Here is a 24,308-nt window from a genome sequence, read left to right as displayed (position 1 = left end):
CATTTCCGCGTGCGCCAATACACGAAAGGCCAGGGCTTGTCATCCCTTGGGCGGCATTTTTGTGAAAAGGGCTGCGAAATCAGCCGTTTTTCTCACTTTACAGCGCCGCGCGTCTTTTTCTGACACGCAAAGGACGCTGTACCGTTTTGAATCTACACGTCGTGCCTTCGGAAAATCGATCCGATTTTTGAGCCGATAGGCTAGCCCTTTTCGAGCAGATCCGGCCGCCGCTCCCGGGTCAGCCRCACCGCTTCCTGATGCCGCCATTTCTCGATGGCGCCGTGGTTGCCGGAGGTGAGGATTGCGGGGATTTCCCGGCCTTCCCATTCCTGCGGCCGGGTATAATGCGGATGTTCCAGCAGTCCGCCTTCGAAGCTTTCGTGCAGGCCGGAAAGATCGTTGCCCATGACACCAGGCAGGATGCGGACGATCGCATCGAGCACGATCAGCGCCGCCGGCTCGCCGCCTGATAGTACGTAGTCGCCGATCGAGACCTCTTCCAGTCCGCGTGCCTCGATCACCCGCTGGTCGACGCCCTCGAAGCGGCCGCAGACGATGATGACGCCGTCGCCGGCCGCGAGCTCGCGCACACGCTGCTGCGTCAGCGGCCGGCCGCGCGGGCTCATCAGCAGCCGTGGGCGGGGATCGTTTTCTGAGGCGCTATCGATCGCGCGGGCGAGAACGTCTGGTTTCAGCACCATGCCGGCGCCGCCGCCTGCCGGGGTGTCGTCGACGGTGCGGTGTTTGTCGGTGGCAAAATCGCGGATCTGCACCGCCTCCAGCGACCATTGCCCCCGCTCCATCGCCTTGCCGGCGAGCGAGAAGCCCAGATGCCCCGGAAACATTTCCGGATAAAGTGTCAGCACGCTCGCCCGGAAAACCATGGCGTCACTTCTTCTTTTTCGGCTTGTCCGGGGTGAATTTCGAAAGCTCTTCCGGATCGTCGACCAGACCCGCCGCCAGCGGATCGATCAGCAGCGTGCCGGCCTCAAGGTCGATCTCCAGCACCGAGGCTTCGGAGAAGGGGATCAGCACCGGGCGTTTGCCCGGACCTTTGAGTTCCAGCAGGTCGCCGGCGCCGAAATCGAAAACACCGGTGACCGTGCCATAACTGACACCCTTGTCGTCCCGCGCCTCGAGCCCTTCGAGATCGGCATAGTAGAACTCGTCGTCCTCCAGCTCCTCGTCCGGCAGGTTGTCCCGCTCGATATAGAGTTCAAGCCCGTTCAGAGCCTCGGCGGCATTGCGGTCGTTGACGCCGCGGAAACGAACGACGACGACATTCTTCATCTCGCGGATCTCGAGGACTTCGAAGCTGCGGCCGTCCATGCTGTGGAGATGGCCGTAGTCGCCAAGCGCGCTGGGATCGGCCGTATAGGCCTTGGCGCGCACCTCGCCCCGGAGGCCTTGCGCGCCACCGATCGTCGCCATCAGAACGGGGTTTTCAAGCTTTGTCATGGGTTCCTTCATGTGAAGCCGAAAGACAGGTTTCTCATAAACGAAGTGCGGGCGATTGGAAACGAAAACGGGCGGCATGTCGCCATGCCGCCCGCTCGAAGGGAATGTCCCGATTATTCCGCGGCGTCGGCGGCAGCAGCGGCGGCGTCAGCGACCTTCTGAGCCTTTTCGGCGGCGCGTTCCTGGGCGCGCTTGCCAGGCTTTGCCTTGACCGGGTTGTTCTTGACTTCGCGCTTGGCAACGCCGGCCTCATCGAGGAAGCGCAGAACGCGGTCGGTCGGCTGAGCGCCGTTTTCGATCCAGTGCTTGATGCGCTCGGCGTTCAGCTGAACGCGCTTCTCATCGTCCTTGGCAAGCATCGGGTTCCAGGAACCGAGGTTTTCGAGGAAGCGGCCGTCACGCGGGCTGCGCGCATCGGCGAGAACGACGTGGTAGTACGGGCGCTTCTTGGAGCCACCGCGGGCGAGACGAATTTTCAGTGCCATGTTCTTTACTCCTTGGGCTTTTCTTGACCGCTTTCTTGAGCGGTACGGTTATCGGGCCGCGGCGCTTTGTTCAGCGTGATCCGCAGCGATCTGCTCATGATGCCGGATGACTTCCTTGATGACGAAGTTCAGAAACTTCTCAGCGAAATCCGGATCCAGATTGGCGGCTTTCGCCAGTTGGCGAAGGCGTTCGATCTGGTATTCCTCGCGCGCCGGGTCGGCCGGCGGCAGATTGTATTTGGCCTTCAGCACGCCGACCTCTTTGGTGCAGCGGAAGCGTTCGGCCAGCATGTGCACGAGAGCGGCATCGATATTGTCGATCGACTGACGATAGCTCGCGAGCTGGGCTTTGACGTTTGGATCATTCATGGGGCAAGCGATCCTTWCACTTCTTCTTCGGCAATCCGGGCAATCCCGGGAAACCACCGCCAAGGCCCGGCAGCTTGGCGCCGCCGAGGCCCGACAAACCACCCGGCAGACCGCCGAGACCGGGCATACCCCCACCCGGCTTTCCAAGCCCCGCCGCTTCGGCCTGCTTCTGCAGGGCCTCGAGCTGTCGGGGATCGATATTCGAGAGATCGGGCATGCCGCCACCCATACCGCCCATGCCGCCGAGCCCCATCTTGCCGGCAAGGCCGCCCATCATCTGCTTCATCATGCCGCCTTTGCCCTTGCCGCCCATCATCTTCATCATGTCTGCCATCTGGCGGTGCATCTTCAGAAGCTTGTTGATGGCGGCGGCATCGGTACCGGAGCCGGCGGCGATGCGCTTCTTGCGCGAATGCTTGAGCAGGTCGGGATTGGCGCGCTCGGCCCTGGTCATCGACTGGATGATGGCGATCTGGCGGCCGAAAAGTCTGTCGTCGAGGCCGGCTGCGGCCATCTTGTCCTTCATGCCCGCCATGCCGGGCATCATGCCCATGATGCCGCCCATGCCGCCCATTTTCTGCATCTGGCGCAGCTGGTCGGCGAGGTCGTCGAGGTCGAACTTGCCCTTGGCCATCTTGGCGGCCATGGCGGCCGCCTTCTCGGCGTCGATGTTTTCAGCCGCGCGCTCGACGAGCGAAACGATGTCGCCCATGCCGAGGATGCGGTCGGCGATGCGGCGGGGATGGAACTCCTCCAGCTCGCTCATCTTCTCGCCGACGCCGATCAGCTTGATCGGCTTGCCGGTGACGGCGCGCATCGAAAGGGCGGCACCGCCGCGGCCATCGCCATCCATGCGGGTCAGCACCAGACCGGTGATGCCGACGCGTTCGTCGAAACTGCGGGCGAGGTTGACGGCGTCCTGACCGGTGAGGCTGTCGGCGACCAGCAGGATTTCATGCGGGTTCGAGCGCTTCTTGATGTCGGCCATCTCGACCATCAAGGGCTCGTCGATATGCGTGCGGCCGGCGGTATCGAGGATGACGACGTCGTGGCCGCCGAGCTTAGCCGCCTGCACGGCGCGGGTGGCGATATCCGTCGGCGACTGGCCTGATATGATGGGCAGCGTGTCGATGTTGGCCTGCGCGCCGAGCTGGCGAAGCTGCTCCTGGGCTGCCGGACGGCGCGTGTCGAGCGATGCCATCAGCACCTTCTTCTTCTCGCGCGTCGACAGGCGATGGGCGATCTTCGCCGTCGTCGTCGTCTTGCCGGAGCCCTGCAGACCCACCATCATGACGACGACCGGGGCGGCCGCATGCAGGTCGATGCCGACGCCTTCGCCACCCAGCATCTCGATCAGTTCGTCATGCACGATCTTGACGACCATCTGGCCGGGCTTGATCGACTTCAGGATCTCGGCGCCGACGGCCTTTTCACGCACGCGGTCGGTGAAGGAACGCACGACGTCGAGCGCGACGTCGGCCTCCAGCAACGCACGGCGAACCTCGCGCAGCGCTGCGGAAACATCGGCTTCCGAAAGCGCGCCACGGCCTGTCAGTCCATTCAGAATGGATCCAAGACGGTCCTGGAGGTTTTCAAACATCGGCTCTTCCTTGATACGTTTCGGGTGGGTTTTTACATGCCCGGAAACGTCGTGCTTTTCCTTGACGAAAACAAGACGCAAAGCCAAAAAGCACCCGAGGGCGCATCGCGCTGTCGGGTGTTGACCTCCGGGATCTCAGGTCCCGGTCGGCGGCTCGGAGTCGTGTGGCTCGTCGCGGATTGGGCGCGATAAACAGGAAAGTCGGGCGAAAGTCAAGGTGAATGCGGGCAAATGACCGCATGGCGACTTTTCAAAGCCCGCGTGACATGGGCGCGACCGGAATGTGCCGCTAGACAACGCACGAAAGTACGTGTTCAAGCCGACCTTTGTATTGGCTTCCGCACTCCGCCTGATTTTTCCGATTTTGCTGGCAAAAATTCCGATTGGCGACCCGAATTCGCTGGAGGGGCCAGTTGCAAATTATTCTGCTTATGATTCTACTTTCTACTTAAGTGCGTCCTGTAAAATGATTCGTGAATATCCTTGATGCCGAATGAATCGGCGGAGATATCGAATGATAAATCTTGATATTGAGAGTTGGGCGCTGGCGCGGGCCCATCATATTGTTCTGAACGAAGGCTTGAATCTTGCGAAGGCAGCACAGGATCTGGATCGCAAACGGTCCCGCTCGCTGGTCTACGAGCTGAGAAAGGTCATCACCGCAGCCATTGTCGAAGCCCATGCTGCGTCCTTCGATCCCGACGGTGCGCAGCGGTAAAAGCCGAACTGCTGCCTCGAAGGGGTCAGCAGGCCGCTACGCCTGTCCGGCACTCACCCACTGGTAATTCCTTCGCATTTCCGCCATATACACCGGAAAGACAGACGGAATGATACCATGAGCGCAACGGTCGAATTCGCGAGGATGAACGGGCTTGGCAACAAGATCCTGGTCGTCGACATGCGCGGCCGGCCGGACAAGGTGACGCCTGCGGCGGCGGTCGCGCTCAATGCCGATCCGCAGACTGAGTTCGATCAGATCATGGCGATCCATGATCCGAAGGCCGAAGGCACCGATGCCTTCATCGATATCCTGAATTCCGATGGCTCGAAGGCGCAGGCCTGCGGCAACGGCACGCGCTGCGTCGTGCAGGCACTTGCCGCCGAGACCGGCAGGAAGGTCTTTACCTTCCAGACGGTCGCCGGCATCCTCAACGCCGTCGAGCACGAGGACGGGACGATTTCGGTCGATATGGGCCGGCCGGTCTTCGATTGGGACAGGATCCCGCTGGCGGAAGAATTCCACGACACCAGCCGCATCGAACTGCAGATCGGTCCGATCGACAAGCCGGTGCTTCATTCGCCGTCGGCGATGTCGATGGGCAATCCGCATGCGATCTTCTGGGTGGACAGGGACGTGATGTCCTATGATCTCGCCCGGTTCGGACCGCTGCTCGAAAACCATCCGATGTTTCCCGAGCGCGCCAATATCACGCTGGCGCAAGTGACGTCGCCGACATCGGTGACGACGCGCACCTGGGAGCGCGGCGCTGGACTGACGCTCGCCTGCGGCTCGGCTGCCTGTTCTGCTGCCGTCAGTGCTGCGCGCACCGGCCGTACCGGCCGCAAGGTGACGATCAATGTGGCCAGCGCCAAGCCGCCGGCCACGCTTTCCATCGAATGGCGCGAGCGCGACGATCATGTCATCATGACCGGCCCGGCCGAATGGGAATGGTCGGGCAGGCTCGATCCTTCGACCGGTCTCTGGTCGCGCGAGGGTACCCGAGAGGCGGAGGCGCAGTGAGCGGCATCGAGGTCATTACCTTCGGCTGCCGCCTCAACACATATGAATCCGAAGTGATGAAGGCGCAGGCTGAAAAGGCCGGGCTCAACAATGCCGTCCTGGTCAATACCTGTGCCGTGACCGGCGAGGCGGTGCGCCAGGCCCGCCAGGCGATCCGCCGGGCACGGCGTGACAATCCGCATGCCCGCATCATCGTCACCGGCTGTGCCGCGCAGACGGAAAAGCAGACCTTCGCTGCGATGGCGGAGGTCGATGCCGTGCTCGGCAACGAGGAGAAGCTGACGAGCGCCTCCTATCGCGGCCTGCCGGACTTCGGCGTTTCGGCCGAGGAGAAACTTCGCGTCAACGACATCATGAGCGTCAAGGCGACGGCGCCGCAGATGGTCAGGCACATTGATGGCCATGTGCGCGCCTTCGTCCAGGTGCAGAACGGCTGCGACCATCGCTGCACCTTCTGCATCATTCCCTATGGCCGCGGCAATTCCCGCTCCGTGCCGATGGGAGCTGTCGTCGACCAGGCCCGCAATCTCGTCGACGGCGGTTACCGCGAGATCGTGCTGACCGGCGTCGATGCCACCAGCTATGGCGGCGATCTGCCGGGCGCCCCGACGCTCGGGCTTTTGGCCAAGACCCTTCTGAAGCAGATCCCCGATATCCGCCGCCTGCGGCTTTCCTCGATCGATAGCATCGAGGCCGATGCCCACCTGATGGATCTCATCGCCGACGAGCCACGCTTCATGCCGCATCTGCATCTCTCGCTGCAGCATGGCGACGACATGATCCTGAAGCGCATGAAGCGCCGGCATTTGCGCGGCGATGCGCTGCGTTTCATCGAGGATGCGCGTCGCCTTCGCCCGGAGATGAGCTTCGGCGCCGATATGATCGCCGGCTTTCCCACGGAAACCGAAGAGATGTTCGAGAATGCCGTGCGGCTGGCCGAAGAGGTTGGGATCGCCCATCTGCATGTCTTCCCCTACAGTCCGCGTCCCGGCACGCCGGCAGCGCGCATGCCGCAACTCGACCGTTCGCTGGTCAAGGATCGCGCCGCAAGGCTGCGCGCCACTGGACATAGGCTGCATCAATCCCATCTCGATGGGATGATCGGAACCCGGCAATGGCTGCTTGTTGAAAACAACGGCCTGGCGCATACGGAGAATTTCACGCTGGTCGCCGCGCCCGGCCTTCGTCCCGGCGAACTTGTGCCGGTCACGATCACCGGCCACAATGGCAAGCATCTCGACATGCAATTGACGGCCGCAGCCGCGGCCTGACTTTCACGGAATCCCCATGGCGCTCAGTTTCATCAAAAAGGTCTTCACCTTCGGCAAGCCGGCTGAAGAACCTGTGCCTGCGGCCGTGGAAAAGGAGTTGGAGCCGCGTTCGCGCGACGAAGATCTGCCGGTTGCTGACGATCCAGTGCTGGCCGAGGAAATGGATACTGCCGGCGGGCCCGCTTCAGATATTGACGAGGGCGGGGTCGAGGCGCCGGTTGCTGAAGATGATGTCGAATCCGCAATCCTGCCCGCCGCCGACCAATTGAGCGACATGGGTGTCGTGCCGCTTTCATTGCTGGAAGCCGAGGCAGCAGCGGAGGCGGAGACTGAAATCCAGGCGGTCGCCGAAACCGTTGCGGAAATACCCCCTTCTGCCCCTCTGGGACATCTCCCCCACGAGGCGGGAGATCATGTGGAGACCGGAGCGCTAGAACAGCCGGCTGACCTCGAAGAGATCGTCGAAAAGCTTCCGGAAGAGATTCCAACTGAACCGGAAGAGATTCCGACTGAGGATGATGCAGGACCGGATTCGCCCTCCCAGCCAATCTCCCCACCTCTGGGGGAGATGCCCGGCAGGGCAGAGGGGGGTAGCCCCGCGGCAGAACCGGAGATTGGCTCTCCCATCCTCCCCAAAGGCTTCGCCACCGGCCCGAAGGTCGTCGAGCCGGAGCCGGTTGCCCTGCAACCGAGGCTCAGCTGGTTCCAGCGTCTGCGCAACGGTCTTGCGCGCACCTCTTCGCAGCTGACCAGCCAGATCACCGCGCTCTTCACCAAGCGCAAGCTCGATGACGAGACGCTGCAGGATCTCGAAGATCTGCTGATCCAGGCCGATCTCGGCGTCGAGACCGCGCTGCGCGTCACCGACACGCTGGCGTCCGAGCGCTATGGCAAGGATGTCACCGGCGAGGATGTCAGCCGGATCATGGCGTCCGAAATCGCCAAGGTCCTGAAGCCGGTCGCCAAGCCGCTGCAGCTCGATCTCTCGCACAAGCCGCATGTCATCCTCGTCGTCGGCGTCAACGGCACGGGCAAGACGACGACGATCGGCAAGCTTGCGGCGAAGCTTTCCGGCGCCGGGCTGAAGGTGATGCTGGCCGCCGGCGATACTTTCCGTGCGGCTGCGATCGAGCAGCTGAAAATCTGGGCCGACCGGACCAAATCCGAATTCATCGGCACCAAGCTCGGCGCCGATGCCGCCGGCCTTGCCTATGATGCCTTCGAACAGGCGAAGGCGAAAAAATGCGATGTGCTGATCGTCGATACCGCCGGCCGCCTGCAGAACAAGGCCGAGCTGATGGCCGAACTCGAGAAGATCGTGCGCGTGCTCGGCAAACTCGATCCCGATGCGCCGCACACCGTGCTGCAGACGCTCGATGCCACGACGGGGCAGAATGCGCTCAGCCAGGTCGAGATCTTCCGCAACGTCGCCGGCGTCAACGGGCTGATCATGACCAAGCTCGACGGCACGGCGCGCGGCGGCATCCTCGTCGCCATCTCCGCCAAGCACAAGCTGCCGGTCTATTTCATCGGCGTCGGCGAGGGCGTCGAGGATCTGGAGCCGTTCGAGGCCGAGGATTTTGCCCATGCCATTGCCGGACTTGGGCAATGATGCCACAGATATGCCGCCGAAAGCCTGCAAGGCACGGCCGGAAACAGGTTTCCAGGAAAACAGGTTTGAAGAACGCATGACCACCGAAAGCGATATCACCCCGACCGCAGCCGACCGGCATCACCCGCTGCTGAAACTGGCGCTGGAACTTGGGCCGCTGATGATCTTCTTCTTCGCCAATCTGCGTGGCCAGTGGCTGGTGGAGACGTTTCCTGCTCTTTCCGAATTGGGCGGACCGCTGTTCGTCGCGACCGGCCTCTTCATGGCGGCGACGATCATCTCGCTGATCGTGTCGAAGATCGTGCTCGGCCATCTGCCGATCATGCCCTTTGTATCCGGCATCGTCGTCCTCATCTTCGGCTCGCTGTCGATCTGGCTGCAGAACGAGACCTTCATCAAGATGAAGCCGACCATCGTCAATGCACTGTTCGGGGTGACGCTTCTCGGCGGGCTGGCCTTCGGCAGGTCGCTGCTCGGCTATGTCTTCAATGCGGCCTTTCAGCTCGATGCCGAGGGCTGGCGCAAGCTGACCATCCGCTGGGGCATCTTCTTTCTCTTCCTCGCCGTGCTGAACGAAGTCGTCTGGCGCAATTTTTCCGACGGTACCTGGGTCGCCTTCAAGGTCTGGGGCACGATGCCGATCACCATCATCTTCACGCTGGCGCAGATGCCGCTGGTGTTGAAGCATAGCATCAATCTGGAAACGGACGGCGAGAAGTGAGCGCTGCAGAGGCCGAATACCGGGTAAGACACCAGACCTTTTGGTTCGCTGCCTGTCTTGCGGTTCTGATCATTCAGGTCGCCGCCGAATATATGATGGGCCGGGTGCCGATCTGCGCCTGCGGTTATGTCAAGCTGTGGGAGGGCGGGGTCAATACCAGCGGCAATTCGCAGCATCTGTCGGATTGGTATACGCCGTCGCACATCATCCACGGCTTCCTGTTCTACGGGCTCGCGCATCTTATCCTGCGCGGCAAGCCGCTGGCGGCAAGGCTGCTGCTGGCGCTCGTCATCGAATCCGGCTGGGAGCTGCTCGAGAATTCACCTCTGATCATCGACCGCTACCGCACGGCGACGATCGCGCTCGATTATTACGGCGACAGCATCCTGAATTCGGCGATGGACACCGTCTTCATGTGCATCGGCTTCTTCTTCGCGCGGCGCGCGCCGGTGGCACTGACGGTGGCGATCGCCATCTTCTTCGAGATTTTCACCGGCTATATGATCCGCGACAACCTGACGCTCAACGTTGTCATGCTGATCTGGCCGGTGGAGGCGATCAAGGTCTGGCAGAGCGGGGTTTAGGCCCCACCGCCGCAGGAAGAAAACCCCTTACGAACCCGGCTTCCCCAACGCCTTTTCCATCGCTGGAAACAGCCCTTCCTTCAGGCTGATATCGTCGAAGGGGCCGACGCGCTTGTAGAGGATCGTGCCGTCTGGCCCGACCAGATAGCTTTCCGGAATGCCGTAGACGCCCCAGTCGATTGCCGCCTTGCCGTTCGGGTCGATGCCGATCGCCTGATAGGGGTTGCCGAGTTCGCCGAGGAAACGCAGGGCGTTGTCGCTCTGGTCCTTGTAATTGATGGCGACGATGTTCAGCCGTCGGTCTTTCGCCAATTCCTTCAGCACCGGATGTTCGTCCCGGCAGGGGAGGCACCATGAGGCGAAGACGTTGACGAGGGTCAGCTTGCCCTTGATTGCCGCATCGGTCAGCGCCGGCAGGTTGGCGCCGTCGAGCGGCGGCAGGTTCAGAGTCGGCGCCTTGGTGCCGATCAGGGCGGAGGGAATTTCGGCAATGTTCTTGCCATGGAAATCCTGGTCGTAGAGCATCTTTGCGGCCGTGGCCGCAATGCCGCCGAAGACGATCAGCGGCAGAAGCGCCAAGGTGTAGCGACCCAGCGCGCGCGGTTTGTCGGTCGTCTTTTCCGGTGTGTCGTTCATTCGCCGTCCCTTGCGCGCGCCGAGCGGCGGCGGATGCCCGCAGCCTCGAGTGCAGCAAGTTCCCGGCGACGGGCGCGGCCGTCGGCCCAGGTCCAGACGGTGACGGCGATCGTCACCAGGGCCGCGAAGCCATAGGAGGCGTAGACGTAAAAGGCATGCGTCACGGCTATTCCTCCCGGCTCGCCATGCGGGCGGCAAGACGGCGCCGGGCGGCAATGCGGCGGCGCCAGATCTCGTTCCTCATCGCCATGATGTGCAGCGTGAAGAAAAGCAGGGTGAAGGCGATCGCCATGATGAACAGCGGGCGCAGGAATTCCGGATCGATCGCCGGGCCGTCGAGGCGCAGCACGCTTGCCGACTGGTGCAGCGTGTTCCACCACTCGACCGAGAATTTGATGATCGGGATGTTGACGAAGCCGACGAGAATGAGCACGGCGCTGACGCGCGCGGCCTTCGACGGATCATCGATGGCGCGGCTGAGCGCAATCAGGCCGAGATACATCAGGAAGAGGATGAAGACGGAGGTCAGCCGCGCATCCCAGACCCACCAGGTGCCCCACATCGGCTTGCCCCAGAGCGAGCCGGTGACGAGCGCGAGCAGGGTGAAGGCGGCGCCGAGCGGGGCTGCGGCCTTGGCGGAGACATCGGCCAGCGGATGGCGCCAGACCAGCGTGCCGATCGCCGAGACGCTCATGATCGTATAGCACATCATCGAAAGCCAGGCGGCGGGGACGTGGATATACATGATGCGCACGGTCTCGCCCTGCTGGTAGTCGCCTTCGGTGGCGAAGCTCAGATAGAGACCAACGGTAAAACAGAGGGCGGTGATGCCGGCCAGCCACGGAATGGCGCGCGCCGCCAGCGCCAGAAATCGCGTCGGGTTGGCGAGATCGCTGAATTTGCTGATGGCAAGGCTCGTTTCGCTCATGTCGCTTCCATACCTTGATCCGGTTTTTCCTGCAATCGAATGACCAATCAATCCGCCGTGTTTCGCAGCGCAAGGGCGGCTGCTGCCGGGCCGATGACCGCGAAGAAGAGTGTCAGAGCGATGAGGATCAGAAAGGGCGGCAGGAACGGGGCCGGATCCTCGACCGCGGCATAGGTGGCGCTGACGCCGAAGATCAGCACCGGGATGGTCAGAGGCAGCACGAGGATCGAGACCAGCAGGCCGCCACGGGGCAGCGCCACGGCAACGGCGGCGCCGACAGCGCCGATGAAGGTGATGGCGGGCGAGCCGACGAGCAGCGTCAACATGGTCGCGCCGATCGCCGTCTCGTCCATGTTCATGAAGAGGCCGAGCAGCGGCGAGGCGATGACCAGCGGCAGGCTGGTGGCCGTCCAATGGGCGAAGCATTTGACCAGCACCGTCAGGACGAGCGGCGTTTCCTGCATCAGCATCAAGTCGAGCGATCCGTCGTCGCGCTCGGCCTGGAACAGGCGGTCGAGGCCGAGAAGGGCGGCAAGCAGGGCTCCGATCCAGACGATGGCGGGGCCGATGCGCGAAAGCAGCTTGAGATCGGGACCGACGCCGAAGGGGATGACGGCGACGATAGTCAGGAAGAACAGTACGCCGATCAGCGCGCCGCCGCCGGCGCGAATCGAGAGTTTGAGGTCGCGGAAAAAGAGGGCGGTCATGCGCGGCGGCTCTTTGCGTCAGCGGTGGACGGGGTAGCCACATCGAGAAACATCAACCCCATACCCCATGATCCACGCCGGCAAAGCCCGTCATCTTCAATTCCTGCGTATTCTGCAGCCCCAGGGGCTGATGGGTTGCCGCCAGCACGATGCCGCCCTTTGCCAGATGGGCCGAGATCAAATCGGCAAGCAGCCGGTCGGCGCTGGCATCGAGTGCCGCTGCGGGTTCATCGAGGATCCAGATGGGGCGGTAAGCGACGAGTAGTTTGGCGAAGGCGAATCGGCGCTGCTGGCCGGCGGAGAGATAAGCGAAGGGAAGGTGAGTGATTCCCGAAAGACCGACCGCCTCGGCGGCGTCCTCGACGGCGAGGCCGGCGTCGCCGCCTGTACTGCCGAGAAAGGTACGCCAGAAATCGAGGTTTTCTGCAACCGTAAGTTCATTCTTCATCGCATTTCTATGGCCGAGGTAGTGGCTGACCTCGCCGGGATGCCTGCCTTCCCGGCCCTCTTCGTCGCGGAAGATGACAGTGCCTTTTTCCGGCCTCAGCAGTCCGGCGGCCACACGCAACAAAGTGGACTTTCCCGATCCATTTCTACCCGTGAGAACAAGCGCCTCGCCGGCCGCCAAGTGAAAGGAAATGTTAACGAAAATGAGATCCTCACCGCGCCTTGCAGTCAGATTTTCGGCGGTGAGATGCATGCGTCGGCTCTTTCTTGGTTTCGGCTTCCGGCGGGGTCAAAAAATGTCCGATTTTGACTGTCCTCGGGTATGGCAAGTTTTTAGGAAATTATCTATAAGACCTGCAACCACGCCAGCGGTCGGCGTGAATTTCATCCTTGCGCCGAACTTGGAGCGTCTGTTCCACGTGCGGACAGCGGAAATGGCCGTACCCGCATCCTGATGTGCATTAAGTGCATAGGCGTTCGCACGACTGTGTTGGCTATCAGAAACGGGGTATCTCGTGTCTAAATCTCTTGACAGTTTCAATTGTCGTTCCACGCTTTCCGTCAACGGGAAGGACTATGTCTATTACAGCCTGCCCAAGGCTGAGGCAAACGGTCTGGCCGGCGTGTCGAAGCTTCCCTATTCGATGAAAGTGCTGCTTGAAAACCTGCTACGCTTCGAAGACGGCCAGTCGGTCACCAAGGAGCATATCCTGGCCGTTGCCGAATGGCTGAACAATAAGGGTGCGGTCGAAAACGAAATCGCCTATCGCCCGGCGCGCGTGCTGATGCAGGACTTCACCGGCGTTCCCGCCGTCGTCGATCTTGCCGCGATGCGCGACGCGATGGTGTCGCTCGGCGGCGATCCCGAGAAGATCAACCCGCTCGTTCCCGTCGATCTCGTCATCGACCACTCCGTCATCGTCGACGAATTCGGCACGCCGCAGGCCTTCGCCCGTAACGTCGAGCTGGAATACCAGCGCAACGGCGAGCGCTACCGCTTCCTGAAGTGGGGCCAGCAGGCATTCAAGAATTTCCGCGTCGTGCCTCCCGGCACCGGTATCTGTCATCAGGTCAATCTCGAATATCTCGGCCAGACCGTCTGGACCAAGGAAGAGGACGGCGAGACGATCGCCTATCCTGATACCTGCGTCGGCACCGACAGCCACACGACGATGATCAACGGTCTCGGCGTTCTCGGTTGGGGCGTGGGCGGTATTGAAGCGGAAGCTGCGATGCTCGGCCAGCCGGTCTCTATGCTGCTGCCCGAAGTCATCGGCTTCAAGCTGACCGGCAAGCTCAAGGAAGGCGTCACGGCGACCGACCTCGTTCTCACCGTCGTGCAGATGCTGCGAAAGAAAGGCGTCGTTTCGAAGTTCGTCGAATTCTTCGGTCCTGGCATGGACAACATGCCGCTCGCCGACCGCGCGACGATCGGCAATATGGGCCCGGAATACGGTGCCACCTGCGGCTTCTTCCCCGTAGACGGCGAAACCATCAACTATCTCAACATGTCCGGCCGCACCAAGGACCGTATCGCGCTCGTCGAAGCCTATTCGAAGGCGCAGGGCATGTGGCGTGACGGCGACGGCTCCGAGCTCGTCTTCACCGATACGCTGGAACTCGATCTCAGCGATGTCGTGCCGTCGATGGCCGGCCCGAAGCGTCCGGAAGGCCGCATATCGCTCGAGAACATCGCGACCGGTTTTGCCGGCTCGATGGACACGGATTACAAGAAGCCCGGCCAGCTGAACAACCGCTATGCCGTCGAAGGCACGGATTTCGATCTCGGCCATGGCGACGTGGCGATCGCCGCCATCACGTCGTGCACCAACACCTCCAATCCGTCAGTCTTGATCGCTGCCGGTCTTCTTGCCCGCAACGCCGTTGCCAAGGGACTGAAGACGAAGCCGTGGGTGAAGACCTCGCTGGCACCGGGATCGCAGGTCGTCGGCGAATATCTCGCCAAGTCGGGCTTGCAGGCCGACCTCGACAAGCTCGGCTTCAACCTCGTCGGCTTCGGCTGCACCACCTGCATCGGCAATTCCGGCCCGCTGCCGGCGCCGATCTCGAAGACGATCAACGACAAGGGCCTTATCGTTTCCGGCGTTCTTTCCGGCAACCGTAACTTCGAAGGCCGCATCTCGCCCGACGTGCAGGCGAACTACCTCGCATCGCCGCCGCTCGTCGTCGCCTATGCGCTTGCCGGCACGGTGCAGAAGGATCTGACCAAGGAGCCGATTGGCGAGGACCAGAGCGGCAACCCGGTCTATCTCAAGGACATCTGGCCGACCTCGAAGGAAGTCCAGGAATTCATCCTGAAATACGTGACCCGCGAGCTCTACGAAAGCAAATATGCCGATGTCTTCAAGGGCGACGTCAACTGGCAGGCCGTTCAGGTTCCGCCGGGCCAGACCTATGCCTGGGACGACAATTCGACCTACGTGCAGAACCCGCCCTACTTCGTCGGCATGGGCAAGAAGGGCACCGGCGTTTCCGACATCAAGGGCGCCCGCGTTCTCGGCCTGTTCGGCGACAAGATCACCACCGACCACATCTCGCCTGCCGGYTCGATCAAGGCTGCATCGCCGGCCGGCGCCTACCTCATCGGCCACGACGTCGCCGTTGCCGACTTCAACCAGTACGGCACGCGCCGCGGCAACCATGAAGTGATGATGCGCGGCACCTTCGCCAATATCCGCATCCGCAATCACATGCTCGGCCCGAACGGCAAGGAAGGTGGCTACACCATCCACTACCCGTCGAAGGAAGAAACCTCGATCTACGACGCCGCCATGCAGTACAAGCAGGAAGGCGTGCCGCTCGTCATCTTTGCCGGTGTCGAATACGGTAACGGCTCCTCGCGTGACTGGGCTGCCAAGGGCACCAACCTGCTCGGTGTCAAGGCGGTGGTCGCCCAGTCCTTCGAGCGCATCCATCGCTCTAACCTGGTCGGGATGGGCATCATTCCCTTCGTCTTCGAAGAGGGCACGACCTGGCAGAGCCTCGGGCTCAAGGGCGATGAACTCGTCACCATCGAAGGTCTGGAAAAGATCAAGCCACGCGAGAAAAAGATCGCCAGGATCACCTATGGCGACGGCACCGTGAAAGAGGTTCCGCTGCTGTCGCGCGTCGATACGCTCGACGAGGTGATCTACCTCAACAATGGCGGCATCCTGCAGACGGTCCTGCGCGATCTCGCTGCCTGATTTTTAAGAGACTTGACTGATAATGGCCGCCGGAGAGCAGTTTCCGGCGGCTTTTCTTTGCGGCGACGCCATTTAAACGGGGCTCACGATGATTTGTTTTGCGCAAGTTCCCGTCGAGCTACGTCTCACCCGTTCGTGACTTTTCGTTTGGACCCGGAAGGATTATTCGTACGTTCATATGTCAGGGCCTCCGGTTCGAACACGCCGTCGGCGCTGAAAAAGAGGTGCAGGTGAATGTCCCCCCGTTTTTTGATTCCGCTGATCGCTAGCGTTGTTTTCTCAGGCCCGTTGCAGGCCGAGGACGGCACGCCGAAAGGTGTCGTCGAACTCTTCACGGCGCAGGGCTGCTCCTCCTGTCCTCCCGCTGACGCCGCTTTCCGCAAGCTGGTGAACCAGGGCGATGTCATCGCGCTCGCCTATCATGTCGATTACTGGAACTATCTCGGCTGGGCCGATACGCTGAGCTCCAAGGAAAACACCGAGCGGCAGTACGGCTATGCCAGGACGATGGGCCGAAGCAACGTCTACACGCCGCAGGCCATCGTCAACGGACGCGGCCATCTGGCCGGCGCCGATCTCAACGGAATCAACAGCAAGATCGACACCTTTAGCAGCGAAGGCAACGGTCTGACTGTTCCCATCAACGCCGCGATGCGCGGCGACGAACTAGAGATCAAGATCGGCGCCGGACAGGGCAAAGCCAATGTCGTGATGGTCTATTTCGACAAGGAAAAGACAATCGACGTCGAAAAGGGTGAGAACAGCGGCCAGAAGATCTCTTATCTGCACAGCGTCACCAATGTCGAAACCGTCGGCATGTGGGACGGCAAGGCGACCAGTCTGACGCTGCCGGCCAGCGTCCTGCAGCGGCCGCAGCTCGAAGGCTGCGCGATTCTGCTGCAATCGGCGACCGCAGACGGCGATCCGGCTGCGATCCTTGGCGCGACCGTGGTGATGGCTGGAAAAAATATCTGAAATTTCATCCGGTTACGGATGAAATGCTGGGGCGGCCCGGCCGAGCGTATTCGGGGCTGGGGTTAAGGTCGATACGCTCCGCCGGGCCCTTTGGCGCGCTGGCGCCAAACTGGAATTCATAAATCTCCTGCAAATGAGGCGCTGTTTTGACTGAAATGCGGCGCTGTCGAGAAAGCGTTGGCCTGCCCAGCGCATCATGCCTTCCGAAAATCGGACACAACTTTCGGAAGGCATGATGCGCAGACTCAAAGTGCTACAGCGCCCTTGCGCGAGAGACGCGCGGCGCTGTGGTGCGGCCGAATGTGGCGGCTGGCACTCTTGCAATTTGCGGCGGCTCGGGCAAACTGTCACTCTCCTGTCACATGTGGAGGCCTTGTGAGACTGATGACAGATCAGCCGGATTTGCGACACGGCGAAAGCCGTTCCGTCGACCACAGTTCCTCAGTCGTCGTCGATCTCAGGGAATACAAGCAAAGCAAGGACCCGCTTCCGGTGACCTTCCACCGGCGCGAACTGGACGCCATCCTCTGGATCTACGGCCGTATGGTCGGTGACGGTGAATGGCGCGACTACGCCATCGATCACCTGAAGGACAGGGCAGTCTTTTCCGTCTTCAAGCGTTCTGGCGAAATGCCGCTCTTCCGCATCGAGAAAAACCCGAAGCTCGCCGCCAAGCAGGGCGCCTATTCCGTCATCAACACCAACGGTACGATCCTGAAGCGTGGTCACGAGCTGAACCTGGTGCTGAAGGTGTTCGACAAGGCCCTGAAGCTCGTCGACAAGTAAGCCGCATTACAGCATCCTTTGCGCGTCTTTTCAGACGCGCAAAGGATGCTGTAACACTTTGAATCTAAAGCGCGTCGCGATCTTTCAGATTCGCCCCTCGCGCTTTAGGTCTTTGTTTTTACGCATGTCGTTATCGCAAAACCGCGCACACTTTTGCGCGACATGCTTTAGCCGTTAAACAGCGTGCCGGGATAGGCTGACGGGTCCGGATCGGTGCTCGTACCCTCACCGAGGACGCGCTGCATGAACATCGTATCCAGCCAGCGGCCGTGCTTGTAGCCGGTGCCCTTCATCAGACCGACCTCCTCGAAGCCGGCTGCGCGATGAAGCGCGATCGAGGCGGGGCTGGCGCCGCCAATGACGGCTGCCATCTGACGGAAACCGAGTCCGGTGCAGCGGGTGATCAGTTCGACGAGCAGCGCCTTGCCGATGCCCCGGCCGCGGGCCTCAGGCGCGAGATAGATCGAATCCTCGACCAGCCAGCGATAGGCGGGACGCGTGCGAAACGCCGAGGCATAGGCGTAGCCGAGCAGGCTTCCATCCGCATCGGTTGCGGCAATATAGGGATACTGCTGGCTGACGATCGCCGAAAAACGCAGCGCTAGCTCGGCCTCGGTCGGCGGCACGATCTCATAGCTCGCAACGCCGTTCAGGACGGATTCGCGGTAGATATCGGCGATGGCGGGAATATCGGCTTGCGAGGCTTTGCGCAGGAGGAAGGACATTGGCGGCTGGTCCAGCGGGAGGGCAGGGCTCCTCTAAAACCATTCCTGCAAAGCCGGTGCAACAAAAAAAGCCGGTGCAAGCCCGTTTGCATATGATCATCAACGACATGCCCTGCCGCAGCTACTCTAGAATTTGGATCCTCAACCTTTCGGCTTGCTTGCGCGCCTGGCGCCTCACATACAGGACCAGCAATGGCGAGAAGACGAAAGCCATGGCGACGTGCACTACAGCAGAGAGCACCAGGTCACTTCCTCTATTCGAGTCGATAGGTATCAGGTGCCAGTAGTCGATAGCCAGAACCCCTGAAATTGCGCCGGCCAAGGCGGCAATGGCGGCGCTGAGCCAAGCAACGATCGAATAGAGCAGGCTATCAGGCAGTCGCTTCGCCAATAGTACTGCAACGACAATGCACGGGATGAAAACAAATCCTTGCAGTAACATGCCCCTACCCCCTCCGGCATTCACCCACAACAATAAAGGCGGCCGAAGCCGCCTTTTCGATCTCAGTCTGCCCTGCTTATTTACGGTTGCCCATGAACTGCAGCAGGAACATGAAGAGGTTGATGAAGTCGAGATAGAGCGTCAGCGCACCCATGATCGCCTTGCGACCGGCGACGGCGACGTCATCGGCTTCCAGGTACAATTCCTTGATCCGCTGCGTATCGTAGGCGGTGAGGCCTGCGAAGATCAGGACGCCGAGCACCGAGATCGCGAACTGGACGGCGGACGACGCCAGGAAGATGTTGACCAGCGAAGCGATGATCAGGCCGAAGAGACCCATCATCAGGAACGAGCCCATCGCCGACAGGTTACGCTTCGTCGTGTAGCCGTACAGCGACAGCGCGCCAAAGGAGGCGGCGGTGACGAAGAAGGTCTGAACGACGCTCTGACCCGTGTAGATCAGGAAGATCGACGAGAGCGACAGGCCGACGAGCGCTGCGTAGACCGCAAAGGTCGTCTGGGCGGCGGCCACCGTCATGGTATTGATCCGGAAGCTCAGGAAGAACACCAGAGCCAGCGGCGCCAGAATGACCACCCACTTCAGCGGGCTTACATAGATCGCCTGGCCGAAAGCGGTCAGTTCGCCATTGGCGAAGGCGAATTGGAACGACAGATATGCGGCCACACCGGTGATCGCCAGACCCAGCGCCATCAGGTTGTAGACCTTGAGCATATAAGCGCGCAGGCCTTGATCAATCATCTCGCCGGTCTGAGCGCGGCTTTGATAGTTACGAAGATCAGCCATAGTTTCCTCTTACAAGCTCCGATGGATATACGGTGTCGGGGTTTTCGACCCGGGCGCCGCTGCGGAGCTCCAGCATGCCTGCGAACAATATGAGGCTTTCGCCCATTGCAAACAAGAGGCTTGCAAAGCCTCGGCCGGTTAAATCGCCGTAAGGTGAAGGGTTTGAGTGCCGCTGCCCGGTCAGAGCTCGCGCAAAACGGGGGCCGCCTTCTGCCCAAGGATGCGCCAGGTGCCGATAAGGCCGATGCCGACGGTGAGGACGAGCGCGGTCACAAGCGTCAGTCCCGCCACGTCGGGCAGAAAGGTCGAGGGTAGACGCATGATGCGGGCGACGATGAACCAGGCGGCAACGCCGCCGGCGATCAGCGCGAAGATTGCGGTCGCAAGCCCGAGGATCAGATATTCGTAGCTGAAGGCGCGGATCAGCATGGCGCGCGTGGCGCCGAGCGTCTTCAGCACCACCGCGTCGTGGGTGCGCGCCCGGTTTCCGGCGGCAAGCGCGCCGGCAAGGACGAGGATCGAGGCGATGAGGGCGACCGAGGCCGCAGCGCGGATCGCGGTCGCAAGCTGCGCGACCAGCTGGTTGACGATATCGATCGCGTCCTTGACGCGCACACTGGTGATCGTCGGATAGGTGTTGGTGACGGATTTCAGGATCGCCGCATCTTCGGCCGGTGTCGAAGAGGGATCGGTCAGCGTCGCGAGCCACGCATGCGGGGCGCCGCGGAAGGTATTCGGCGAGAAGACCATGACGAAATTGATCGACAGCGATTCCCACTCGACGCGGCGCAGATTGGCGATCTTCGCCGTAATGTTGCGGCCGAGCACGTTGACGGTGACCTTATCGCCGATCTTGAGGCCGAGCTCATGGGCCTCTTCCGAGGAGAAGGAGACGAGTGGCTCGCCGCTGTAATCCTTGTCCCACCATTTGCCTTCGGTGAGGGCGGCGTTCTCCGGCAGGGTTTCGGCATAGGTGATGCCGCGATCGCCGTTCAGCACCCAGCGGCCGGCCGCCGGCACGTTCATCTTGGTGACATCCTCGCCGTTGAAGGCGATGATCCGGCCGCGCAGCATCGGCACTTCGACGAGCTTGCCCTGCGGCGCTTGGCCCTGGACGAGATCGCGGAAGGCATCGACCTCGGCGCTCTGGATATCGACGAAGAAAAAGTTCGGCGCACCCTCGTTCATACGGCCGGTCAGCTGCTGGCGCAGGTTCCCGTCGATCAGGGTGAGGGTCACCAGCAATGCCAGGCCAAGGCCGAGCGAGAGCACGACCGAGGGGGTCAGTGCGCCGGGGCGGTGGATGTTGCCGATCGCAAGCCGCAGCGCTGGCGAATTGACGCGCGGGCTGCGGCGCGCGAGCCAGGCAATCAGGGCGGCGACCAGGCGCAGGACGACGAAGGCAAAAACGATCGCGCCGACGAAGACGACGGCGATGAAGCGGTCATAGGCGGTGAGGATGGCAAGCCCGGCAAGGGCGGCCATGAACAGGGCGGCAAGCAGGATGTAGGGCCAGGAGGGCAGGCGGCGGGCCTCGAAGCCCTGTTCGCGAAAAAGGGCCGTCGCCGGCACTTCGCGGGCGTGGCCGAGCGGCAGGATGGCGAAGGCGAGCGTCGTCAGGATGCCGAAGAGCGTGGCGAGCAGCAGGGCGTCGGGGTAGAGGGTCGGCGTCGTGGAGACCGGCAGGAATTGCGCCAGGAATTGCGCGGCAAACATCGGCGACAGGGCGCCGATGACGAGGCCGATCAGGATGCCGCCGAGAGCGATGATGGCGATCTGGAAGAGATAGATCAGAACGACCACCTGCGCCGGCGCACCCAGACATTTGAAGGTGGCGATGGTGGTGCGTTTGGAATCGAGGAAGGCGCGCACCGCATTGGCGACACCGACACCGCCGACGATCAGCGCGGTGAGGCCGACCAGCGTCAGGAACTGCGAGAAGCGGGTGATGTTTTCGGTGAGCGAGGGCGCGGCGCGGTCGCTGGTGCGGATCGCCCAGCCGGCGGAGGGGAATTCATTCGAGGCGCGCGCCTGGATGCCTGACATCGCGGCTTTGTCTTCCAGCCGGATTTTGTAGGCGTGTTCGACCAGGCTTCCCGTCTGGATCAGCCCGGAGGCTAGAAGCGCCTGGCGGCTGACGAGCAGACGCGGCGCAAAGCCAAAACCTTCCGACAGCGCATCCGGCTCGGTTTTCACCGTGCCGGTGATGCTGAGCTTGACGTTGCCGAGCAGCAATTCGTCGCCGACCGCAAGCCCGAGCCGATCGAGAAGGAGGGGCGCTGCGACCGCACCATAGGTGCCGCCTTGGCCAGAAAGCAGTGCTGCAAGCGGATAGTCCGGTTCGGCCACGAACTTGCCGTAGAGCGGGTAGGCGTCATCGACGGCCYTGACCTCGACCAGCGCCTGATCGGAACCGTCGGGCTTGCGGGCCATCGAGCGCAGGCCTGTTGACACCGAAACGGTGCCGAGGCCTTCGAGGAAAGCTATTTCCTGAGGTGTGGCTTCGCGGTTGTTGAGTTCGAAACGGACGTCGCCGGCCAGCAGCTCCTGCCCCTGCGAGGCGATCGTGTCGGTGATCGACTGCGAAACGGAATTGACGGCGGCGATGGCGCCCGTGCCGAGCGCGATGCAGGCAAGGAAGATGTAGAAGCCGCGGATGCCACCGCGCAGCTCGCGCAGTGCCAGGCGAAAAGCGAGCGAGACGCGTGGCGTGACGATCCTCATGCGATCGCCGCTTCGCTGCGGCGGGCGGCGCTGTCGCCCTCGATCCTGCCGGAGCGGACGCGAATCTGGCGCGAGCATCGGTTTGCAAGCGAGACGTCGTGGGTGACGAGAAGCAGGGTCATGCCGCGTTCGGCCTGCTTGGAGAACAGAAGGTCGGCGATCTGGCGGCCGGTCTCGGTATCGAGATTGCCGGTCGGCTCATCGGCGATCAGCAGGGCCGGCGACGGGGCGAGCGCTCTGGCGATGGCCACGCGCTGCTGTTCACCGCCGGAAAGCTGACCGGGATAGTGGCTCAGCCGTTCGCCGAGGCCGACCGATTTCAGCTCGCGATGAGCGATCTCGAAGGCGTTGCTGACATTGGCGAGCTCGAGCGGCACGGCGACGTTTTCCAGCGCCGTCATGTTGGCGATCAGGTGGAAGGACTGGAAGACGATGCCGATGTTGCGGCCGCGGAAATCGGCGACCTGGTCCTCACTGAGGCTATGGAGCGGCGTATCGTTGATGTTGATCTCACCGCTGTCGAGTTTCTCCAGCCCGGCAAGCACCATCAGCAGGGTGGATTTGCCGGAACCGGAAGGGCCGACGATGCCGACGGATTCACCGGCAGCGATATCGAGATCGATGCCCTTCAGCACATGGACGGAGGCGGCTGCGCTGCCAAGGGTCAGATCGGCGCCCTTCAACTCGATAATGGTTTTTGCCAACAGAAATCGCCCTATATAAGTCCGTAATCGAATGGCCGCATAACGGCACCTCGCCAATCTAGGGAAGCCAGCATGAGATTTAAAGTTGCCGCCCTTCAATTCACCGTCATTGCCGTCTCGCTGATCTTTGCCACTGCAGCCGATGCCCGGACGATCAATCTCGTCGGTTTCGGGGACAGTTTGATGGCGGGCTATCAGCTGCCGCCCGGCGATGGCTTTCCGGAAAAGCTGCAGGCGGCCCTGAAGGCGAAGGGGCTCGACGTCACCATTGCCAATGCCGGGGTCTCCGGCGACACGACGACAGCAGGCCTTGCGCGCATCGACTGGTCGGTGCCCGACGGCACCGATGGGGTCATTCTCGAGCTTGGCGCCAATGATGCGTTGCGCGGCATCCCGCCAGAGGAGAGCGAGAAGAATCTCGATCAAATGATTACCCGGCTAAAGGAGCGTGGGATTGGCGTGCTGCTCGCCGGTATCATAGCGCCGCCAAACATGGGGGCGGATTATGCCGCACGATTCAACCCGATCTATCAGAAACTCTCGGAAAAACATAAGCTTCCACTCTATGCCTTCTTCCTCGACGGCGTCGCGCTGGAGGCCGACTTGAAGCTCGAAGACGGCATGCATCCAAATGCGAAAGGTGTCGACGTCATGGTCGAAAAGATGGAGCCTGCTGTCACAAATTTCGTCGAAACGATTTCTTCTGTGAAGAAATAGGGGCTTGCGCGGTTGTTGATTGCGTGATTCCGTGTGAGCACCTGCAAAAGATTCGGGGAGTGCTCGTGATGCCGAGACTGTTTACCGCCCTCGAAATTCCGCGCAATGCGGCGATGAGTCTTTCATTGCTGCGCGGTGGCCTCCCCGGAGCACGATGGATCGATGTGGAGAATTACCACATCACCCTGCGCTTCATCGGTGATGTCGACGGCCGCACGGCCGATGAAATCGTTGAACGCCTCGACCGGATTGACCGGCCGGAATTCCAGTTCCGGCTCGAAGGCATCGGTTCCTTCGGATCGAAGAAACCGCATTCGGTCTGGGCCGGCGTCTCGCAATCGCCAGAAATGTATGCCCTGCAAGGCGAGATCGAGCGCATCTGCCAGCGTATCGGCCTGCCGCCGGATCCCCGCAAATTCATGCCGCATGTGACGCTGGCGCGGCTCAAATCCTCGCGGCTCGACGATGTCGTGCAATATCTGGCGGGGCGCGGCAACTTCCACACCACAACCTTCACCGCACCGCGCTTCGTGCTGCTTTCGTCGCGCGAATCGGTTGGTGGCGGGCCTTACCTGACCGAGGAAGTGTTCCCGCTGCACGAGGCGCGCTCGACGCCCAGCGTTTCGAGCAGGCTGCAGCAGCCGGTCAAGAGCCTGGTGTAGACC

Annotated in this window: 27 protein-coding genes; 12 read left to right on the top strand and 15 right to left on the bottom strand. The window is 61.7% G+C overall.

Annotated elements, in window-relative coordinates; genetic code table 11:
* Positions 1-200: 200 nt before the first annotated feature.
* From trmD to ffh, 5 genes are all read right to left on the bottom strand, one after another.
* The gene (gene trmD / locus AC1D1Z_RS06840; RefSeq protein WP_477849932.1) at positions 201-884 is read right to left on the bottom strand and encodes a tRNA (guanosine(37)-N1)-methyltransferase TrmD; all 684 of its coding nucleotides are present in this window, start codon (positions 882-884) and stop codon (positions 201-203) included.
* Positions 885-888: 4 nt separating this feature from the next.
* Complete coding sequence (gene rimM / locus AC1D1Z_RS06835) at positions 889-1,458, bottom strand: ribosome maturation factor RimM (RefSeq protein ID WP_026188551.1); 570 nt, start codon at positions 1,456-1,458, stop codon at positions 889-891.
* A gap of 113 nt (positions 1,459-1,571) precedes the next feature.
* Positions 1,572-1,943 (bottom strand): 30S ribosomal protein S16, encoded by a 372-nt coding sequence (gene rpsP, locus AC1D1Z_RS06830; protein WP_018243981.1) that lies wholly within the window; start codon positions 1,941-1,943, stop codon positions 1,572-1,574.
* 48 nt (positions 1,944-1,991) lie between these two features.
* On the bottom strand, positions 1,992-2,312 hold the full coding sequence (locus tag AC1D1Z_RS06825) for a chorismate mutase (protein WP_018243980.1): 321 nt from the start codon (positions 2,310-2,312) through the stop codon (positions 1,992-1,994).
* Positions 2,305-3,912: a signal recognition particle protein gene (ffh, locus tag AC1D1Z_RS06820; protein WP_477849928.1), complete on the bottom strand. Its 1,608-nt coding sequence runs from the start codon at positions 3,910-3,912 to the stop codon at positions 2,305-2,307. Before ffh ends, AC1D1Z_RS06825 begins: the two co-directional genes overlap by 8 nt.
* A 310-nt stretch (positions 3,913-4,222) precedes the next feature.
* On the opposite strand from ffh, the gene AC1D1Z_RS06815 reads away from it, so the two are divergent.
* The 7 genes from AC1D1Z_RS06815 to AC1D1Z_RS06785 all read left to right on the top strand — a co-directional run bounded on the left by AC1D1Z_RS06815 (position 4,223) and on the right by AC1D1Z_RS06785 (position 9,841).
* Positions 4,223-4,399: a hypothetical protein gene (locus AC1D1Z_RS06815; protein WP_165403104.1), complete on the top strand. Its 177-nt coding sequence runs from the start codon at positions 4,223-4,225 to the stop codon at positions 4,397-4,399.
* Between the two features lie 6 nt (positions 4,400-4,405).
* The gene (locus AC1D1Z_RS06810; RefSeq protein WP_018243978.1) at positions 4,406-4,630 is read left to right on the top strand and encodes a hypothetical protein; all 225 of its coding nucleotides are present in this window, start codon (positions 4,406-4,408) and stop codon (positions 4,628-4,630) included.
* Between the two features lie 117 nt (positions 4,631-4,747).
* On the top strand, positions 4,748-5,653 hold the full coding sequence (gene dapF / locus AC1D1Z_RS06805; protein WP_130653248.1) for a diaminopimelate epimerase: 906 nt from the start codon (positions 4,748-4,750) through the stop codon (positions 5,651-5,653).
* Positions 5,650-6,924, top strand: a complete 1,275-nt coding sequence (gene mtaB, locus AC1D1Z_RS06800) for a tRNA (N(6)-L-threonylcarbamoyladenosine(37)-C(2))-methylthiotransferase MtaB (protein WP_131646924.1) — start codon at positions 5,650-5,652, stop codon at positions 6,922-6,924. Before dapF ends, mtaB begins: the two co-directional genes overlap by 4 nt.
* A 16-nt stretch (positions 6,925-6,940) precedes the next feature.
* Positions 6,941-8,536, top strand: a complete 1,596-nt coding sequence (ftsY, locus tag AC1D1Z_RS06795) for a signal recognition particle-docking protein FtsY (RefSeq protein ID WP_131646923.1) — start codon at positions 6,941-6,943, stop codon at positions 8,534-8,536.
* A gap of 76 nt (positions 8,537-8,612) precedes the next feature.
* A complete protein-coding gene (locus tag AC1D1Z_RS06790; protein WP_131646922.1) occupies positions 8,613-9,257 on the top strand; it encodes a septation protein A in 645 nt (214 codons plus the stop codon).
* On the top strand, positions 9,254-9,841 hold the full coding sequence (locus tag AC1D1Z_RS06785) for a DUF2585 domain-containing protein (protein WP_131646921.1): 588 nt from the start codon (positions 9,254-9,256) through the stop codon (positions 9,839-9,841). Before AC1D1Z_RS06790 ends, AC1D1Z_RS06785 begins: the two co-directional genes overlap by 4 nt.
* Positions 9,842-9,868: 27 nt before the next feature.
* Here AC1D1Z_RS06785 and AC1D1Z_RS06780 read toward each other — a convergent pair whose 3' ends face one another.
* Genes AC1D1Z_RS06780 through ccmA form a run of 5 tightly spaced genes read right to left on the bottom strand, consistent with a single transcriptional unit; the run spans position 9,869 to position 12,812 of the window.
* The gene (locus AC1D1Z_RS06780; protein WP_047620281.1) at positions 9,869-10,477 is read right to left on the bottom strand and encodes a DsbE family thiol:disulfide interchange protein; all 609 of its coding nucleotides are present in this window, start codon (positions 10,475-10,477) and stop codon (positions 9,869-9,871) included.
* Positions 10,474-10,641: a heme exporter protein CcmD gene (gene ccmD / locus AC1D1Z_RS06775; protein WP_047620282.1), complete on the bottom strand. Its 168-nt coding sequence runs from the start codon at positions 10,639-10,641 to the stop codon at positions 10,474-10,476. Before ccmD ends, AC1D1Z_RS06780 begins: the two co-directional genes overlap by 4 nt.
* A gap of 2 nt (positions 10,642-10,643) precedes the next feature.
* Complete coding sequence (locus tag AC1D1Z_RS06770; protein ID WP_131646920.1) at positions 10,644-11,405, bottom strand: heme ABC transporter permease; 762 nt, start codon at positions 11,403-11,405, stop codon at positions 10,644-10,646.
* 47 nt (positions 11,406-11,452) lie between these two features.
* Positions 11,453-12,112, bottom strand: a complete 660-nt coding sequence (gene ccmB / locus AC1D1Z_RS06765; protein WP_018243969.1) for a heme exporter protein CcmB — start codon at positions 12,110-12,112, stop codon at positions 11,453-11,455.
* 52 nt (positions 12,113-12,164) lie between these two features.
* On the bottom strand, positions 12,165-12,812 hold the full coding sequence (gene ccmA / locus AC1D1Z_RS06760; RefSeq protein WP_131646919.1) for a heme ABC exporter ATP-binding protein CcmA: 648 nt from the start codon (positions 12,810-12,812) through the stop codon (positions 12,165-12,167).
* A gap of 262 nt (positions 12,813-13,074) precedes the next feature.
* Between ccmA and acnA the strand changes: the two genes are divergently transcribed.
* From acnA to AC1D1Z_RS06745, 3 genes are all read left to right on the top strand, one after another.
* Entirely contained in the window at positions 13,075-15,765 is a 2,691-nt protein-coding gene (gene acnA, locus AC1D1Z_RS06755; protein WP_028733557.1) for an aconitate hydratase AcnA, read from the top strand.
* Between the two features lie 234 nt (positions 15,766-15,999).
* Complete coding sequence (locus tag AC1D1Z_RS06750; protein ID WP_018243966.1) at positions 16,000-16,740, top strand: DUF1223 domain-containing protein; 741 nt, start codon at positions 16,000-16,002, stop codon at positions 16,738-16,740.
* 384 nt (positions 16,741-17,124) lie between these two features.
* A complete protein-coding gene (locus AC1D1Z_RS06745; RefSeq protein ID WP_047620286.1) occupies positions 17,125-17,526 on the top strand; it encodes a DUF2794 domain-containing protein in 402 nt (133 codons plus the stop codon).
* A gap of 167 nt (positions 17,527-17,693) precedes the next feature.
* Here the strand turns inward: AC1D1Z_RS06745 and AC1D1Z_RS06740 are convergent, their stop codons facing one another.
* The 5 genes from AC1D1Z_RS06740 to AC1D1Z_RS06720 form a co-directional block, all read right to left on the bottom strand.
* Positions 17,694-18,251: a GNAT family N-acetyltransferase gene (locus tag AC1D1Z_RS06740; protein ID WP_130718193.1), complete on the bottom strand. Its 558-nt coding sequence runs from the start codon at positions 18,249-18,251 to the stop codon at positions 17,694-17,696.
* A 121-nt stretch (positions 18,252-18,372) separates the two neighbouring features.
* Entirely contained in the window at positions 18,373-18,693 is a 321-nt protein-coding gene (locus tag AC1D1Z_RS06735) for a hypothetical protein (protein ID WP_027682506.1), read from the bottom strand.
* 76 nt (positions 18,694-18,769) lie between these two features.
* Positions 18,770-19,498, bottom strand: coding sequence for a Bax inhibitor-1/YccA family protein (locus AC1D1Z_RS06730; protein ID WP_011653891.1), 729 nt, complete (start codon positions 19,496-19,498; stop codon positions 18,770-18,772).
* Positions 19,499-19,678: 180 nt separating this feature from the next.
* Positions 19,679-22,222: an ABC transporter permease gene (locus AC1D1Z_RS06725; RefSeq protein ID WP_477849919.1), complete on the bottom strand. Its 2,544-nt coding sequence runs from the start codon at positions 22,220-22,222 to the stop codon at positions 19,679-19,681.
* Entirely contained in the window at positions 22,219-22,926 is a 708-nt protein-coding gene (locus AC1D1Z_RS06720; RefSeq protein ID WP_018448245.1) for an ABC transporter ATP-binding protein, read from the bottom strand. The genes AC1D1Z_RS06725 and AC1D1Z_RS06720 overlap by 4 nt, the downstream gene beginning before the upstream one ends.
* A 72-nt stretch (positions 22,927-22,998) precedes the next feature.
* Between AC1D1Z_RS06720 and AC1D1Z_RS06715 the strand changes: the two genes are divergently transcribed.
* Together AC1D1Z_RS06715 and thpR are read left to right on the top strand one after the other, a co-directional pair.
* A complete protein-coding gene (locus AC1D1Z_RS06715) occupies positions 22,999-23,643 on the top strand; it encodes an arylesterase (protein ID WP_115157120.1) in 645 nt (214 codons plus the stop codon).
* Between the two features lie 68 nt (positions 23,644-23,711).
* Entirely contained in the window at positions 23,712-24,305 is a 594-nt protein-coding gene (thpR, locus tag AC1D1Z_RS06710) for an RNA 2',3'-cyclic phosphodiesterase (protein WP_018448244.1), read from the top strand.
* Positions 24,306-24,308: the final 3 nt, after the last annotated feature.

The organism is Rhizobium sp. P1_E1 (assembly GCF_056406015.1).
Note: the sequence above shows the minus strand (reverse complement) of the source record. Positions and strands in the feature narration are given on the sequence as shown.